18 protein-coding genes are annotated in these 14,722 nt (G+C 70.7%); 14 read left to right on the top strand and 4 right to left on the bottom strand.

Annotated elements, in window-relative coordinates; genetic code table 11:
• Positions 1 to 45: 45 nt before the first annotated feature.
• The 7 genes from JXZ78_RS14915 (at position 46) to JXZ78_RS40750 (ending at position 5,770) form a co-directional block, all read left to right on the top strand.
• Complete coding sequence (locus tag JXZ78_RS14915; protein ID WP_030017125.1) at positions 46 to 375, top strand: hypothetical protein; 330 nt, start codon at positions 46 to 48, stop codon at positions 373 to 375.
• A gap of 111 nt (positions 376 to 486) precedes the next feature.
• Positions 487 to 1,305 (top strand): exodeoxyribonuclease III, encoded by an 819-nt coding sequence (locus tag JXZ78_RS14910; RefSeq protein WP_030017127.1) that lies wholly within the window; start codon positions 487 to 489, stop codon positions 1,303 to 1,305.
• Positions 1,306 to 1,471: 166 nt separating this feature from the next.
• Positions 1,472 to 1,819: a hypothetical protein gene (locus tag JXZ78_RS14905; RefSeq protein WP_030017128.1), complete on the top strand. Its 348-nt coding sequence runs from the start codon at positions 1,472 to 1,474 to the stop codon at positions 1,817 to 1,819.
• Between the two features lie 30 nt (positions 1,820 to 1,849).
• A complete protein-coding gene (locus JXZ78_RS14900) occupies positions 1,850 to 2,140 on the top strand; it encodes a hypothetical protein (protein ID WP_050501958.1) in 291 nt (96 codons plus the stop codon).
• Between the two features lie 288 nt (positions 2,141 to 2,428).
• Positions 2,429 to 3,076 carry a class I SAM-dependent methyltransferase gene (locus JXZ78_RS14895; RefSeq protein WP_050501959.1) on the top strand — a complete coding sequence of 216 codons (648 nt, stop codon included), beginning with the start codon at positions 2,429 to 2,431 and terminating at the stop codon, positions 3,074 to 3,076.
• A 164-nt stretch (positions 3,077 to 3,240) separates the two neighbouring features.
• On the top strand, positions 3,241 to 4,377 hold the full coding sequence (locus tag JXZ78_RS40755; RefSeq protein ID WP_238783111.1) for a cytochrome P450: 1,137 nt from the start codon (positions 3,241 to 3,243) through the stop codon (positions 4,375 to 4,377).
• Between the two features lie 76 nt (positions 4,378 to 4,453).
• Positions 4,454 to 5,770: a barstar family protein gene (locus JXZ78_RS40750; RefSeq protein ID WP_050501960.1), complete on the top strand. Its 1,317-nt coding sequence runs from the start codon at positions 4,454 to 4,456 to the stop codon at positions 5,768 to 5,770.
• On the opposite strand, the gene JXZ78_RS14880 is transcribed toward JXZ78_RS40750, so the two are convergent.
• On the bottom strand, positions 5,763 to 6,617 hold the full coding sequence (locus JXZ78_RS14880) for a class I SAM-dependent methyltransferase (protein ID WP_030017132.1): 855 nt from the start codon (positions 6,615 to 6,617) through the stop codon (positions 5,763 to 5,765). The genes JXZ78_RS40750 and JXZ78_RS14880 overlap by 8 nt on opposite strands.
• 151 nt (positions 6,618 to 6,768) lie before the next feature.
• Between JXZ78_RS14880 and JXZ78_RS14875 the strand changes: the two genes are divergently transcribed.
• Positions 6,769 to 7,353 carry a TetR/AcrR family transcriptional regulator gene (locus tag JXZ78_RS14875; protein WP_030017133.1) on the top strand — a complete coding sequence of 195 codons (585 nt, stop codon included), beginning with the start codon at positions 6,769 to 6,771 and terminating at the stop codon, positions 7,351 to 7,353.
• A gap of 97 nt (positions 7,354 to 7,450) precedes the next feature.
• Positions 7,451 to 8,275 carry an ATP-grasp domain-containing protein gene (locus tag JXZ78_RS14870; RefSeq protein ID WP_030017134.1) on the top strand — a complete coding sequence of 275 codons (825 nt, stop codon included), beginning with the start codon at positions 7,451 to 7,453 and terminating at the stop codon, positions 8,273 to 8,275.
• Positions 8,276 to 8,296: 21 nt separating this feature from the next.
• On the opposite strand, the gene JXZ78_RS14865 is transcribed toward JXZ78_RS14870, so the two are convergent.
• Both JXZ78_RS14865 and JXZ78_RS14860 read right to left on the bottom strand, forming a co-directional pair.
• A complete protein-coding gene (locus tag JXZ78_RS14865; protein WP_030017135.1) occupies positions 8,297 to 8,506 on the bottom strand; it encodes a DUF397 domain-containing protein in 210 nt (69 codons plus the stop codon).
• Entirely contained in the window at positions 8,503 to 9,339 is an 837-nt protein-coding gene (locus tag JXZ78_RS14860; RefSeq protein ID WP_308281028.1) for a helix-turn-helix domain-containing protein, read from the bottom strand. The genes JXZ78_RS14865 and JXZ78_RS14860 overlap by 4 nt, the downstream gene beginning before the upstream one ends.
• 401 nt (positions 9,340 to 9,740) lie before the next feature.
• Between JXZ78_RS14860 and JXZ78_RS14855 the strand changes: the two genes are divergently transcribed.
• The 5 genes from JXZ78_RS14855 (at position 9,741) to JXZ78_RS14835 (ending at position 13,745) form a co-directional block, all read left to right on the top strand.
• Positions 9,741 to 9,989: a hypothetical protein gene (locus JXZ78_RS14855; RefSeq protein ID WP_033036953.1), complete on the top strand. Its 249-nt coding sequence runs from the start codon at positions 9,741 to 9,743 to the stop codon at positions 9,987 to 9,989.
• Between the two features lie 2 nt (positions 9,990 to 9,991).
• Positions 9,992 to 11,203 (top strand): methyltransferase domain-containing protein, encoded by a 1,212-nt coding sequence (locus JXZ78_RS14850; protein ID WP_050501961.1) that lies wholly within the window; start codon positions 9,992 to 9,994, stop codon positions 11,201 to 11,203.
• 84 nt (positions 11,204 to 11,287) lie between these two features.
• Positions 11,288 to 11,584, top strand: a complete 297-nt coding sequence (locus tag JXZ78_RS14845; RefSeq protein WP_030017138.1) for a hypothetical protein — start codon at positions 11,288 to 11,290, stop codon at positions 11,582 to 11,584.
• Between the two features lie 310 nt (positions 11,585 to 11,894).
• Complete coding sequence (locus tag JXZ78_RS14840) at positions 11,895 to 12,803, top strand: zinc-binding dehydrogenase (RefSeq protein ID WP_030017139.1); 909 nt, start codon at positions 11,895 to 11,897, stop codon at positions 12,801 to 12,803.
• A 24-nt stretch (positions 12,804 to 12,827) separates the two neighbouring features.
• Complete coding sequence (locus tag JXZ78_RS14835) at positions 12,828 to 13,745, top strand: AraC family transcriptional regulator (RefSeq protein WP_030017140.1); 918 nt, start codon at positions 12,828 to 12,830, stop codon at positions 13,743 to 13,745.
• A 56-nt stretch (positions 13,746 to 13,801) separates the two neighbouring features.
• On the opposite strand, the gene JXZ78_RS14825 is transcribed toward JXZ78_RS14835, so the two are convergent.
• Positions 13,802 to 14,563, bottom strand: coding sequence for an ALF repeat-containing protein (locus JXZ78_RS14825; RefSeq protein ID WP_030017141.1), 762 nt, complete (start codon positions 14,561 to 14,563; stop codon positions 13,802 to 13,804).
• Positions 14,564 to 14,722: the final 159 nt, after the last annotated feature.

Raw genomic sequence — 14,722 nt, 5'->3', positions numbered from 1 at the left:
GGGAACGGCTGCTGCGCCACTGACGCTGAACCGAAGGAGAAACTTATGCGTCTGCGTCCCGTGCTGGCCACCGCCGCCGCCGTACTCTCCCTGTCCGCAACCGGTCTGACCGGGGCTGCCGTGGCGGCGGCCCCTGCGGACCCCGCACCGCCGGTCAGCTTCGGCGGCCAGTCGAACGACGACAGCGCCAACGGCGACAGCCGCGGCGAGCGCGATTACCCCGGCACCATCGGGTGGGGGCACAAGCCGTACCAGCTGCTCGGCGACCGCGACGGCAAGTACGTCATCACGGCGGTGAACAAGACCGACACCGACCGGCTGCCGACCTGCTACCGCGACCTGTACGCGACCCCGGCCTCCTCGATCTGCCACTGACCGGGGCGGCTCACCGTGGTGCCCGGCGCTCATCGCGCCGGGCACGCGCGCGGATAGCGCCGAGTCGTTCCCGCCCCCTCGCGTCGCGTAGGCTGCGCTGCCGCCAGCGCGATGAGGGAGCAAGTAGTGCTAACTGTGACAACCGTCAACGTCAACGGCCTGCGCGCCGCGGCCAAGAAGGGCTTTCTTCCCTGGCTGGCGGAGACGGACGCCGACGTGATCTGCCTCCAGGAGGTACGCGCCGAGCCGGACCAGCTGCCCGCCGAGGCCCGTGACCCCGAAGGCTGGCACACGGTGCACGCCCCCGCGGCCGCCAAGGGCCGGGCCGGCGTCTCCCTCTACTCGCGCCGCGCGCCCGAGCGCGTACAGACCGGATTCGGGTCCGACGAGTTCGACACCAGCGGCCGGTACGTCGAGATCGACCTGCCCGGCGTGACGGTCGCCAGCCTCTACCTCCCCTCCGGCGAGGTGGGCACCGACCGGCAGGACGAGAAGGAACGGTTCATGGCCGAGTTCCTCCCGTACCTCGCCGGACTGCGCGAGCGGGCGGCCGCGTCCGGCCGTGAGGTCGTGGTGTGCGGCGACTGGAACATCGCCCACCAGGAGGCCGACCTGAAGAACTGGAAGGCCAACCGGAAGAAGGCCGGCTTCCTCCCCGAGGAGCGCGCCTGGCTCAGCCGCGTTCTCGACGCGCACGACGGCGGCTACGTGGACGTCGTCCGCGCCCTGCACCCGGACACCGAGGGCCCGTACTCGTGGTGGTCCTACCGGGGCCGCGCGTTCGACAATGACGCAGGGTGGCGCATTGATTACCAGGTGTCGACGCCGGGCCTCGCCGCCCGCGCGGTCAAGGGCTTCGTGGAGCGCGCCGCGACCCATGACGCCCGGTGGTCGGACCATGCGCCGGTGACGGTGGTCTACGAGCTTTAGGGGTGGTCCGGCGGGAGCCTCGCCCGTGCGTCTCGTGGAGCGGCGTACGGATGGGGCTCGGCTCGGATTCATTCCGCGTATGCCCTCGCCCACTGTCTGTGCGGCGACAGGCTGCACAGGCGGTACTCCGCATCAGGAAGCACAGGCCAAACGGGAGAAGGGAACGATGACCACAGCTGCCATGGGTGAGCCGGGCATTCCCCCTATGCCGGAGAGAAACCCGAAGGCTCTCCGTGAAGCCATCGCTCGGCATGCTCCCCAGCTCCTGCCCGATTTCGACGCGCACTGGAAGCGGTACGTCGCCGACGCATACGACACCAGTACGGTGCCCGCCTTCATGGCCCGGTGGTGGGGCGAGTATGCGATCGCCCGCGACCCGCAGCGCGATGCCCACGTCACCGGCCTCGAACACCGTGCCGCCTATGAGTGCACCGACCCGGCCGAAGCCAAAGCGCTCCTGGAAGAAGCATCCAGCATCCGCCACATGGCAGCCCGCACGGAGCCCGGCCGGTGACCAGTGGCTTCATGGGTCCGCCCTGGAAGCATGGACCGGACCCTCAAGGCCCAGGCTGCACGCGACGCGCTGCCTGAGTACGTGCGGCAGATGATCGACGCAGCCCGTGCAGAGCTGGTCACGGCGGACGACCCGTACTTCCGCGGGATCGACGCGGATGCCGACCTGCCCGAAGACATGCTTGTCGAACCCGCCAGGTCCAGTAATCCGAAGGGCTCTCGCGTGCTGTACTTCGACAACGGGCATGGCTGGTTGACCTGCACGTTCGTGCGGCTAGCCGAGGACCCGCAGATTGTTGTGGAACAGGTCTTCTGGCAGTGACCGGTCCGCATTCGGGCCGGTGAGTGCCCACTGGTCGGACCACGCGCCGGTGACAGTTGCCTGCGATCACGGCTGACGTCGGAGCCGCACGGGACCGGGCGGCGCCGGAGCGGTGGCCGGGCGACGGCAGGGCGGACCCGGGGCGGGCGGTGCGCGGAGCGCGCGACCGCTGGCGGCTCGGTGTCACGCTTTCGAGGTATCGACGGCATCGAAACCGCTCATTACGGGCATGAACGACACATGTCCGTAAGCCGCGCAAGGAGTGGCAATGGCGGCCTTGATGCTGCGGTGATCTCTCCGGAAGGCGCCCGGGCGGCGCGCGTCTTCGACAGCCTCGGTATGGATTTCGAGCGGGCCTTCGCCGGCCGGAAGCAGGCCCAGACCGACGCTGTCGACGGCCTGGCGCGCCGCCTCGCTCCCGGCTCCCGTGTCCTGGACGTGGGATGCGCGACGGGCCGTCCCACCACGGAGCAGCTGTGCGCGAAGGGTCTGGACGTCACGGGCATCGACGTCTCCGAGGTGATGCTGGCCCACGCGCGGCGCCAGGTGCCCCGGGCGCGCTTCGTGCTGGCCGACCTCTTCGGCGAGGTTCCCGCCGAGCTGGGCGCGTACGACGCCGTGGTGTGCCTGTTCTGCTTCGTCGACCTGCCCGAGCACTCCTTCGTGGAGGGAGTACGGCGGCTGGCGGCCCTCACCGTGCCGGGCGGCACCGTCCTGCTGGCGGTTCTGGAGCGCCGGGACACGCAGGTCGTGCGGTTCCTCGGCCGGACCTACCGTGCCGCGCGGTGTCTGCGCGAGGACGTGTGCCATTACGCCGAGCTGGCCGGTCTGGAGGTCGAGCGCGTGGAGGTCCGCACCGAAGCCCCGGCGCGCGACCAGGCGCCGGCCGAACCAGAGAGAAGCCTGTACCTGTGGGCGAGGACTCCGGCGTCATGACGGCACAAGAAGAGTTCAGCGGCGGCACGCGAGAGGCGGCCTGTCCGCAGGGGCATTCGCGGTCAGAAGCCGGTGGCGGCGTCGGTGGCGGCGTCGGTGGCGGTGGCGGTGGCGGTGTCGATGTGGAATGGCCTCTCGCCCGGCGAGGTGATGTGGTTCCCGACGTGTGTACGTGGCTCCGCGAGCACAAGCCCGTCGCCCGCATCCGTACGTTCACCGGCGACCCGGCCTGGCTGGTCTGTACGCACGAACTGGCCACGCGGGTGCTCCAGGACGACGCCTTCAGCATGTCGGCCCTGGCCGAACCGGGCGGGCGCCTGCAATACGCGCCGCTCTTCCCGGCGTCGAACCGCAGCAGCGTCAAGGACATGGTCGGCGCGGGGCTGCGCGAGACGGTCATGCAGGCCCTCTCCCCGCACGCGGTCAAGGAAGCGACCGGCGCTTTCCGCCGCAAGGCCGAGGAACTGCTCGACGAGCTGACGGCCGAGGGGCCGCCGGTGGACGTCCGGGCGCGCTTCACCCAGCCCTACACCGCCTCCGTGATGTCCACCGTCCTGGGGCTCACCGAAGACCACGGCCGCCTGCTGATGGACGGGTTCGACATCAGCATCATGACCGTGCCGCGCTCCTTCGAGGGCGCGGAGGCCAACCTGGCGAAGTGCCTGGCCCGCACGCGCGCCCGCCTGATCGCGCCCGACGCCGTCGACGCGCCGGGCCTGCTGGGCGCGCTGGCCCGCTCCCGTGCCGAGAACGGGACGACGCCCGAGCTCGACGAAGAGATCACCCTCATGATCAACAACCTCTTCGTCGCGGGCGGGCTGAGCACCGCGGCCTTCCTGCTGCTGTCCCTGCTGCAACTCGCCACCCACCGGGACCAGGCGCGATGGCTGCGCGCCCACCCGGAAGCCATGGAACCGGCGGTGGAGGAACTCCTCCGTTACAGCCTCGCCATCGGCGACGGACTCCCGCGCATCGCCGTCAGGGACACCGAACTCGGCGGCCAGGCCGTCTCCAAGGGCGACCTCGTCCTCGTCCTCGTGGAAGGCGCCAACTACGACCCCGCCGTGTTCCAGGACCCGCAGGAACTCGACCTGACCCGCAACGCGAAGGAACACCTGACCTTCGGCGCCGGCCGCCACTACTGCTCGGCCACGTATCTCGCGCGCACCCACGCATCCGTCGCGCTGTCCGCCGTCCTGGACCGCATGCCCGACCTGCGCCTGGCGATCCCCCCGGAAGAGATCAACTGGCGTACGGGCTGGATCAAGCGCACCCCGGAGCGGCTGCCGGTCCTGTGGTGACACCGCGCGGGCGCGCGGCGGGCACGGTTGTCTACGATCACGGCTGACGCCTGAGCCGTACGGGCCGGGCGCGACCGTGACCACGGGAGCGGCACCGCTGAACCACCAGCCCGAGCATCAGCCGGCCCACGCCTGGCCGCCCGGCGTGCACCGTGCCGACACGCCGGCGTACGCGCTGGCCGGCACCGCCGACGACAGCACGTGGGGCGTCTGCGCCGACGTCACCGGCCTGTACGCCGACCCGCCCCGCAAGCCGTACGAACTCCTCGGCTGTGTCCCGGCCGGCCCCCTGCGCGCGGCGGTCCGGGCCGGTACGGGACAGCTGGGCGACATCTGGCTGCGCCCCGAGCGCCCCGAGCGCCCCCAAGAGCTCGCACGTCCTCAGGACCCCGAGCGCCCCGAGGACCCCGAAAACCCCGAGCGCCCCCAGAACCCCGAGCGCCCCGAGGCCGACACCCGCTGTCCCGCGGACTCCGGCCGGCCGGACGCCTGGCGCCTCCTCGACGCACGGGTCACCGGCGTCCGCCGCCACCCGGCCGACGCCGCACGCTGGGACATCAGCATCGACGGCGTCGAGGACGACTACGGGGAACCGGCGGACCCGTACCTCGAAGCGGGCGTGACCCTGCACGACGGACGCGCCCTCCTCGGCCACTGCCGGGACCTCTCGACCGTCCTCCCGCCCGACGAGGCCCCGACAGGCCCGCCCTTCCAACTCCTCGGCTGCGCCCCCGGCCCCGCGCTCGGTGCCGCCCTGGCGACCGGCACCCGCCGCTCCCTGCACCTGGACGAGGCCGAACTCCGCATCCTCGACCGGACCGGCGGACTGCTGACCGACCGCCTGGTGTCCGCCGCCGACATCACCGCCTGGCGCCCGTCCGCCCTCGGCGACGGCCTGCTCGACATCGATCTCACCCGTGGCCCCTGGCCGCGCATCCCCACCTGGGCCCGCCCCCTCTGGACCCGCTGGCTCACCGGCCCACCCGCCGAACCCGACCTCTGGGCCGGATACTCCACCCGCGAGCGCGGGCAGTGGCTGGACATCGTCCGGGAACGGGGCTGCCGCCACGCCGGCCACACCCCGGACCGCCCGCCCGGCGGCGTCCACGACCTCGACGGCCGCCGCATCACCGACGTACCCGGCCTGTACTGCGCTCTCGGCGAGGCGGTCAACGGCCCCGGCGGCTATTTCGGCGCCAACCTCGACGCCCTCGACGACTGCCTCACCGGCCGCTTCGGCACCACCACCCCCTTCACCCTCCGCTGGCACCACTCCCACGTGGCCCGCCGCCACCTGAGCCACCGGATAACGCCCGACGGCAGGCCCTGCCGCTTCTTCGACCAGGTGCTGGCCGTACTGGCGGGAAGGCAGGTGGAGGTCGTGCTCAGGTGACCGGCGCGGCCGCCGTGACCAGCCACGACGTGCTGCGGAGCCGGACCGTGCCGTCCGCCGTCTCGTAGGCGCGCAGGTGGGCTGTGAGGGTGGTGCGAGCGTGGGCGCGGGTGGCCGCGTCGGCCGCCTGTTCCGTGAGGTGGCGGCCCGGGCCGGTGGCCAGGAGGAAGTCGGCGGCGTCCGCGGCCCCGTGCCCCCACGTTCCGTACGCCTGGATCCGGTCGACGGAGACAGTGGTGAAACCGGCCGTGGCGAGGACGTCGCGTATACGGTCCGGCTCGGCCAGGGAGAACATGCCGGGGAGGCCCGGCTGCCCGAAGTCGCCGACCGGCACGATGTCGCGCAGCGACGCGACCGCCGTCACCCAGTCGTTGAGCGCGGCGTCGGCCGGGCAGACGAAGGCCAGGCGGCCGCCGGGCCACAGCGCGCGGCCGATGTTCCCGAAGGCCGCCACGGGATCGGCGTAGAACATCACCCCGAACCGGCTGATCGCCGCACCGAACTGACCTGCCTCGAAGGGGTGCGTCTGCGCATCCCCTTGGACGAACGCCGCATTGACGACGCCCTCCCGCTCCGCGCGGGCCCGCGCCTCGGTGAGCATCGGGCCGGACAGATCGAGGCCCAGCGCGTGCCCCCGGGGCGCCCGGAGCGCGGCGAGGCGGGTGGTCTGGCCGGAGCCGCAGCCGAGGTCGAGGGTGCGGGTGTCCTGCGCGATGTCGGCGGCGTCGAGCAGGGCGGCGTCGAAGCCTCCGTTCACGGCGTTCCAGCGGTCCTGGTTACGGGCCCAGTGGGCGCCTTCGGGGCCGTTCCATGCCTGCGCCTGTTCGGAGTTGACGATGTCCGGCACGTGAGCCTCCTGGGAGGAAGACGGGGAATGGGCGAGCGCCCAAACTGTGCTCAGACTGTATGGGCGCGCGCCCATACTGGCAATCCCCGTTACGCTGGCCCGTGGTGTGCGCCCCGAGGACGGGCGACGGAGGCGAGACGGAAGGCGGCCCATGTCACCGCGCGGAGTGGCGACCCCGGACGTCGGCGAGCGGCTGTTCGCGGCCGCCGAACGCGTCATCGTCAGGGACGGCCCGGGTGCGCTCACCAGCCGTGCCGTCACCACCGAGGCGGGCTGTGCCAAGGGTCTGCTGCACGCGCACTTCGCGGGGCTGGACGCGTTCGTGGCCGAACTCTGCCTCGACCGGTTCGCGCGCACGGCCACGAAGGCGCGGGCGCTGTCGGAACGCGTAGGCCAGGACACGGTGGCGGCGAACCTCGAAGCCGTCGCCCTCGCACTGCTCGACTCCGGCGGCCCGGCCATCTCGGGCCTCGCCATGACCCGCCCCGCCGCCACGGCGCGCATCCGCGAAGCGCTCGCGGCCGGGGCTCCCGGCTTCGAATCGATTCAGGATGCGATAGTCGATTATCTGGTGGCGGAACAGGGCCTGGGCCGGGTGCCGGCGGCCGTCGACCCGCCCACCGTGGCACTCGCCGTCGTCGGCGCCACCCATCACCTGCTGATGACCGGCTGGCCGGGCGCACCCGACCCGCGCCTTTCGGTGACACGGCTGGTGGGCGCGCTGGTGAAGGGCTGAGAGCCGTCCCGGGCCCGGGACGGTGAGCAGCACGGCCCGCTCAAGACGCCCTCACCTGCACGGTTAGGCTGATGATCACCGTTCAAGGAGATGCGCCGTGCCTGCCCGCCCCCGCGTTCTGTTCGTGACCGACCTCGCCTACCAGGCCAAGGGGCGGCGGTACTGCGACGAGGACATTTTCCTGTCCTCCCGCCTGCGCGACGCCTTCACCATCGCCCTGTGCCATCCCCTGGACGCCGCCGGGCTGATGGACGCGTTCGACGCGGTCATCGTCCGTAACAGCGGCCCCGTGCTGCATTACCAGGAGGAGTACGACGCGTTCCGCGAGCAGGCTCTGGCGCGCGGCACGCGGGTGTACAACCCGCTGACCGGGCGCGGTGACATGGCCGGCAAGCAGTACCTGCTGGACCTGACCGCCGCCGGGTACCCGGTCATCCCCACCGTCGACCGTCCCCAGGACCTCCACCTGCTGCCCCAGGCCCCGCAGTACGCGGTCAAGCCGAAGGCGGGCGCGGACTCCATAGGCCTGACCTTCGCCCCCGCGGACCAGCTCGCCGGTCTGGACTACGGCGCCATCCTCGTCCAGCCGCGTATCGACTTCCGCTACGAGGTGTCCTTCTACTACGTGGACGACACCTTCCAGTACGCCCTCCACGCCCCCGACCCCGCCCGCCGCTGGGAACTCGAACCGTACGAGCCCACCGAGGCGGACCTCGCCTTCGCGCGGAAGTTCATCGGCTGGAACACCCTCGCCCACGGCATCCAGCGCGTGGACGCCTGCCGCACCCCCGAGGGCGACCTCCTCCTGGTCGAGCTGGAGGACCTCAACCCGTACCTTTCCCTGGGGCTGCTCCCCGAGCCGACCCGGGAGGCGTTCGCGACCAGCCTGGCGGCGTCGCTGCGTGGGTTCTTGGATGGGTGAGGGGACACCCGGGCGAGTCACTCAGGCGGAGAAGGTGCTGGTCTTTACACCTGCGATGAATATCGCGAAGGCGTCGGTGGGGAAGGCGAGAACGGGTCCGTGCGGGGACTTGCTGTCGCGGACCGGGACGGTGCCGGTCGCCTCGGCGGACGAGGGGGACCACTCCAGGCAGTTGCCGCCATCGGGGCTGCTGTGGCTCGACTTGACCCACCGAGTCGAACTGATCTTCACGTCAGTTTCTCCATCTGCTCGGCGATCAGACGTGCACTTACCCGTGGGGGCAGCGCATCGCCGGTGAGTTCATCGTAGGCCCGCAGTGCTGCTTGGACGAGTTCCCGATCCTCCAGGATGCCGCCCGTCCGGTAGTTCTCCACGCAAACGACTACGTTGTGTTGAGGAGAGGTGATGAGCGACACCGGTCCGTCGATGAACAGATGGGCGGGTGCGTCCAAGGGGAGGACCTGCACACGAACCGTGGGGCGCGATCCGGCAACAAGCAAGGCTTTCAGCTGCCGACGCATGACCTCGGGAGGGCAGAAGTGTCGACGCAGTACTGACTCGCACAGCACTACGCGAACGTCAGGTGGCGTGTCTGCGTCGAGCAAAGCCCTCCTCGCCATCCGATCGTTTACGGACGTTGAGATCTCCCTCGCATTGGCTCGCGGGTAGCCACCCTGGAACACATGGCGTGCGTAGTCGGCCGTCTGGAACAACCCTGGTACGAGCGTTGGCGACCACTCCCGAATGGTCACGGCTGTGCGTTCCATGGCCATGCGCCGCCGGTAGACCGAGCGGAACGATGCCGCAATTGCCGCCTCGTGAAGTCTCCTGAACTTCCCATCCGTCCCGAAGACCTCGTCCAGCAGCGGAGGAAGGTCCGGTGGAATCGCCCCCTCGCACGTCTCCACGCGCGAGATGGTGCTCCTGGAGGTACGAATGAGCCTCGCCAGGTCCTGTTGCGTCAACGCTTTCGGATCGTGCAACTCCCTCGCACTGCGGCATTCTTCGGCAAATTCCCGGCGTGGGTCCTCCGGGCTGTCAGTTTCTTCGTCCACGATGTCCACGATTCCCCCGACTTGGCGCCTGGGCATGGTGCTCGGTCAGGCTGTTTTCGCTGGTCAACGACGTGCGCATATGCCATGACGCTCAGCCCTCAGGTCGGGCGCCCGAACGCTCCCCAGGCTACTGATATCTGCGCCAACCTGTAACCAGGTGGCTGCACTGGGTGAGTGTGCGAGCCGGGAACAAGTGAAGGGTTTCTTATGGGTATCGGCGAAAGGGCCGGCGTAGTTGGCGAAGGGCCGGTCATGGGAACGGGGCTGGAACCCGTCCCCGCCCCCGGCTGCACCGTATGTGCGTCCGCGTACGGGGACCGGGAGCCCGCTCGGGACGATGGGCGGCCGCTCACCGTGCTGAGCTGCAACGGAGTCATCGCCGGGCACCCGCACGAGCGGGGGAGCCGGGCATGACGGTGTTGCTGAACCCTCAGAAGGGCGCCGGGGAGTGCCCGGCGTGTGTGGAGCTGGCGCGTGCGCTGGTCGTCGCGTTGAAGTCCGGCGACCGGTCCAGGGCGACCGACTGCCAAGTCCTGATCCGCCGGCACCCCCATCACGGTGGCGGCGACAAGCTGCCCGGCGAGCCCTACCCGGGCCCGCACCAGCCGCCGACACCGGACGGCGGTCCCGGTGTTCCCAATCCGCCGAAGGTTGTGTAGGCATGGCGTACGAACGTCAGCGGCTGCCCGTGAGTACCGAGTTGGGCCTCGCCCTCGTCCGCACCGGCGTGTTGTCCGCCGAGTGGGCGCCGTCGTTCGCGGAAGTGCCCCGGTCGGCCTTTCTGCCGGCGCTCATGTGGCCTTGGGACATGGCGGCCGGGCACAGCGTATTCGTCTCCCGGGCCGACGAGCCGGAGCGGTGGCGGGCCTACGCCGACGCGGACTGTCCGGTGGTCACACAGTGGGACGACGGTAAGCACACCGGTACGGAGCCGGGGGCCGTGGCCACCAGTTCCGCGTCCATGCCGTCGGTGGTGTTCCGGATGCTGCGGGACGTGGACCTGCGGCCGGGGGACAAGGTGCTGGAGATCGGGACGGGGACAGGGTGGAACGCGGCGCTGCTGGCGCACCGGGCCGGGCCGGGGCGGGTGGTCAGCGTGGAGGTGGACGGGGAGGCCGCGGAGCGGGCCCGTACGGCGCTGGACGCGTTCGGCAGCTTCGTGCGGGTTGTGCACGGGGACGGCACACGGGGGCATCCGGAGGGGGCGCCGTACGACCGGATCATCGCGACGTGCGGGCTCCGTCGCTTTCCCTGGGCCTGGGTCGAGCAGTGCCGCCCCGGGGGAATTCTCGTCGCGCCCTGGGGGACGCATTACAGTCACGCCGATGGCGTGGCGCGTCTGGTGGTGGCAGAGGACGGTCGCAGCGCTTCGGGGAAATTCACCGGGCCGGTGGAATTCATGAAGCTGCGGGCGCATCGGCTGCGGCCGGTTGAGCACGCGGAGTACGTTCCGGGGAATGTGAGAGGCGGGGAGGAGACGTCCACGGAACTCACGGAGGAGGAATTCACGGGCGGGGCGTTCGGGCCGCAACGGTTCGTGATCGGGCTGAGGGTGCCCGACTGCGTGCAGGTCGAGGCGGAGAAACGGGACGGTGCGCGCCCGGTGTGGCTCTACGGGCTGCGGGACCGGTCCTGGGCGTGTGCGTACTTCCGGGACGGCGGGGGAGCCCGCGTCTGGCAGGGCGGCCCCCGTCGGCTCTGGGACGAGGCGGAGGCCGCACACCGGTGGTGGGAAGGGAATGGCCGGCCCGGACATGAACGGTTCGGCCTGACCGTCACCGCGGAAGGCGAGGAGGTGTGGCTGGACGATCCGAGGAAAAGTACAGGCTTTCGCGGGATAAGCGGTGAATTGGGTGACGGCTGGGAATGCTGATCCCTTCGGCTACAGTGATCGACTGTTATCAGCCACACCTCAACGGGTCGGTCGGTACGACTCGTTATGTGAACGGGGAGCTTTATGCGTCGACGTATCACCACACTTGCCGTTTCCGCCGCTCTCGCGGGCGGCGTTCTGTTCGCGGCCGTTCCCGCGCAGGCGGCCCAGGGCGCCGTGTCGGCCCGTGGGAAGGTCACCTGCCACATCGGCCAGATGAGCCAGGAGGCCAAGGCGCACAAGTCCAAGGCCGCGAAGCTGGACGCCCGTGGTCAGCACAAGGCGGCCGACAAGGAGCGCGCCAAGGCGCGGGCGATCGAGAAGCGGATCAAGCAGTGCCAGGACGCGGACAAGAACAACCCCGGTCCGTTCGGCAGCTGAGGTCCGATCGCCGGACGGCTCCGGGGCGGGTCCCGGAGGCGGACGGCCCTTGAGGCGGCAGGCCCCGGAGATTGAGCGAGCCGCTGCCCGGTGATTTCTTCACCGGGCAGCGGCTCATTCGTGTTCTGCGGTGTCGTGCGGACCACGAGTCGCACTGATACAGATCGTCAACTGATCGGTTCTGACGGGGCTGGTCGCCGTGCTGGTCCTGCGACAGGGTTTCAGGAGGCGACAGTGCGGCTTTCGCGCCCACTCCGTCCACTGCCGCGCCGAGTTCCGGGCGCATTCCGCGAGAGAAGGAAACACCCCTATGCGCGCCCTTGTGGTCGAGCACGGCGAGGCCGGGCCCGTCCGGTTCGCCGACGTTGACGAGCCCGTTCCGGCCGACGACGAGGCATTGGTCGGGATACGGCACATCGGTCTCAACTTCGGAGAGCTGAATTACGTGGACCAGTGGCCGGCCGGCGCTGTGCACGGTCACGACGCGGCCGGCGTCGTGGTGCGCGCCGCAGCCGATGGCTCGGGGCCGCCCGAAGGGACACGTGTCGCGCTGGGGATGTCCGCGCACGCGTGGGCGGAGCGGGTGGCGGTCAGGCCCGCTTCGCTCGGTACCGTGCCCCAGGGCGTGGATCTGGCCGACGCCGCCGCGCTGGGCATCGCGGGAGTCACCGCGCTGCGGGTGCTGCGCAAGCGTTCCCTGCTGGCGCGCGACGTGCTGATCACCGGCGCCAGCGGGGGCGTGGGGCACTTCGCCGTGCAGTTGGCGGCGCTGGCGGGCGCCCGGGTGACGGCACTCGTGGGGTCACCGGACCGGGCCGCCGGGCTCCGCGAACTCGGCGCCGACAAGGTGGTGACCGACCTGGCCGCGACCGAGTGCCGGTTCGACCTCGTCCTGGACACGGTCGGCGGGCCGCTGGTGGCCGAGGCGTGGAGTCTCCTCGCCGAGGGCGGCACCCTCCACGTGGTCGGTTACTCCTCGGGGCAGGACACCACGTTCCCGTCAGGGGTCCTGTTCGGTTTCGGCGAGCCCCGTAGCATCGCCACCTACGGCGACATGACGCCGACCAGCGGGGAGCTGACGGACCTGCTGGGCCTCATGGCAGCCGGAAAGCTCTCGGCGCCGGTCGGACTGCGCGGCGACTGGCAGGACGTGGGCGACGCCGTCCGGGCACTGTTCGCGCGGAAGGTGCACGGGAAGATCGTTCTTGACGTGGTCTGACGCCCGTCGAGGAGGACGGTGACGATGGACGTACTCGCGGAGGCCTTGCGTGTATCGGGTGCGCGGGGGGCGCTCGGGGTCGTACTGAAGGCCGGAGGGAGCTGGGGGCTGTGGCTGGACGCCGGTCCGGCAGCGGCACTGCATGTGGTGTCTCGTGGCTCGATGTGGCTCCACGTCCCGGGCGGGAAGCCTCTGGAGGTGCGGGCGGGAGACGCCGTCCTGTTGGCGCCGGACACCGCCCACGGGTTGGCCGGCGGGCCCGGTACGGCGATGGGCCCCTGTGACCGGAAAGCGACGGACCAGGCCCTCACCGACGGCGGCGCCCTGCACCTGGGCTCGGCGCCGGCGCGGACGGAAGTGATCGTCCTGCGCTATGAGCAGGACCCGGAGGTGAGCACGCCGGTGCTCACCTCCCTCGGCCGGCCGATGCACGTCACGAGCCGGGAGAACACACAGCTCACAAGGACCGTCGAGCTTCTGACGGCGGAGCTCGCACAGCCCCAGATCGGCAGCACCGCCGCCGTCAACAGCATCGTGGACCTTCTGCTCGTCCAGTTCGTCCGCGTCTGGCTGGCCCGCCACCCGGAGGAGCAGTCCGGCTCATGGCTGGGCGCGATGCGTGATCCGGTCGTGCGCGACGCCCTGGCACGGGTCCACGCCCGACCGGAACACCCCTGGACGACCGAGTCCCTGGCGGCCGCGACGGCGGTCTCCCGGACGACGCTGTCCCGGCACTTCCGGTCCGCGCTCGGACAGACGCCGGGCGCCTACGTGACGCAGTGGCGCATGGACCTGGCGTCCGTCCGGCTCCGCGACACCGACGAGCCGGTCGAGTCGATCTCCGGCGCGGTCGGCTACGCCTCGCCGCACGCTTTCAGCCGCGCCTTCCGACGTGCCCGGGGCATGCCGCCGGGCGAGTACCGTTCCCGGCTTCGCGAGTGATCGCCCTCCAGCGTGCGGCCGGTGCCGGGCGCCGGCCGCACGCTGGAGGGCTCAGGTCACTTGCCGTCCACCTTGTACTGGCCGACCTCCAGGAAGTACCGCAGCGCCTCCGGCGATCCGTCGTCGAGGACCTCGTTGACCGCCTTACGGAGAGCCTTGCTGATGTTCGGCCTGGTGAGGATTCTGGCGACGGCCACGCGGTCGTCATCGGCCTGGGCGAGGCGGTAGCCGGTTTCGAGGAAGGCGCGGAACTCTTCGGGCGTGCCGTTGTTGTCGAGGAGCTGGTAGATCTCCTTCTTGACCCCGGGACCGATTTCCTTGCGCGCCAGGATGCTGGAGACGGCTACGCGGTCGTCCTCGAAACGGGCGAGGCGGTAACCCGTTTCGAGGAAGGCGCGCAATTCTTCCGGCGTGCCGTTGTCGAGGAGCTGGTAAATGGCTTCCTTGACCGCGCGGCCGGTGTCCTTGCGGGCGAGGATGGTGGAGATGGCGACGCGGTCGTCCTCGGCCTGGGCGAGGCGGTGACCGGTTCCGAGGAAGGCGCGGAGGGCTTCGGGGCTGCCGTCGGCAAGGGCTCTGGCGGCCTCGCGCTGCACGCCCTTGCCGATGTTCTTGTCCGCCAGAATGCGCGAGACCGCTACGCGGAGGTCGTCCGTCGACACCTCGCCGACCGGCGTCCCGGGTGTGGCTGCCACGGGGGCCGTCGCGACCGTACGGGCGGTGGCGGACGCCGGGGCGGCGAACGCCGGGGTGGCCAGGAGCAGGGCCGGGGTCAGGGCGGTGGCGGCGACGATCAGGGTGGCGCGGGTCGGTCTCATGGGTGGGGTGCCTCCGGGTTCGGACTGTCGATGAAGAGATCATCGCGGCAATTCGCCCGGATGTCGTTGCCGGAAGTTGGCAATGTCGTACGGATGTTGGCGACGCCCGTATACCCGATGACCGGTGGGCTGGTCAACGCGCCAGGTCCGGTCGTTCCC

Origin of the sequence: Streptomyces monomycini, assembly GCF_022271435.1 — a bacterium.
Lineage (GTDB): Bacteria > Actinomycetota > Actinomycetes > Streptomycetales > Streptomycetaceae > Streptomyces > Streptomyces monomycini.
Note: the sequence above shows the minus strand (reverse complement) of the source record. Positions and strands in the feature narration are given on the sequence as shown.

What these genes read in the sequence shown, in the direction of transcription:
- JXZ78_RS14915 (WP_030017125.1), top strand. Translation starts at nt 46, where the DNA reads ATGCGTCTGCGTCCCGTGCTGGCCACCGCCGCCGCCGTACTCTCCCTG.
- JXZ78_RS14910 (WP_030017127.1), top strand. Translation starts at nt 487, where the DNA reads ATGAGGGAGCAAGTAGTGCTAACTGTGACAACCGTCAACGTCAACGGC.
- JXZ78_RS14905 (WP_030017128.1), top strand. Translation starts at nt 1,472, where the DNA reads ATGACCACAGCTGCCATGGGTGAGCCGGGCATTCCCCCTATGCCGGAG.
- JXZ78_RS14900 (WP_050501958.1), top strand. Translation starts at nt 1,850, where the DNA reads ATGGACCGGACCCTCAAGGCCCAGGCTGCACGCGACGCGCTGCCTGAG.
- JXZ78_RS14875 (WP_030017133.1), top strand. Translation starts at nt 6,769, where the DNA reads ATGTCACCGCGCGGAGTGGCGACCCCGGACGTCGGCGAGCGGCTGTTC.
- JXZ78_RS14855 (WP_033036953.1), top strand. Translation starts at nt 9,741, where the DNA reads ATGACGGTGTTGCTGAACCCTCAGAAGGGCGCCGGGGAGTGCCCGGCG.
- JXZ78_RS14850 (WP_050501961.1), top strand. Translation starts at nt 9,992, where the DNA reads ATGGCGTACGAACGTCAGCGGCTGCCCGTGAGTACCGAGTTGGGCCTC.
- JXZ78_RS14845 (WP_030017138.1), top strand. Translation starts at nt 11,288, where the DNA reads ATGCGTCGACGTATCACCACACTTGCCGTTTCCGCCGCTCTCGCGGGC.
- JXZ78_RS14840 (WP_030017139.1), top strand. Translation starts at nt 11,895, where the DNA reads ATGCGCGCCCTTGTGGTCGAGCACGGCGAGGCCGGGCCCGTCCGGTTC.
- JXZ78_RS14835 (WP_030017140.1), top strand. Translation starts at nt 12,828, where the DNA reads ATGGACGTACTCGCGGAGGCCTTGCGTGTATCGGGTGCGCGGGGGGCG.
- JXZ78_RS14825 (WP_030017141.1), bottom strand. Translation starts at nt 14,563, where the DNA reads ATGAGACCGACCCGCGCCACCCTGATCGTCGCCGCCACCGCCCTGACC.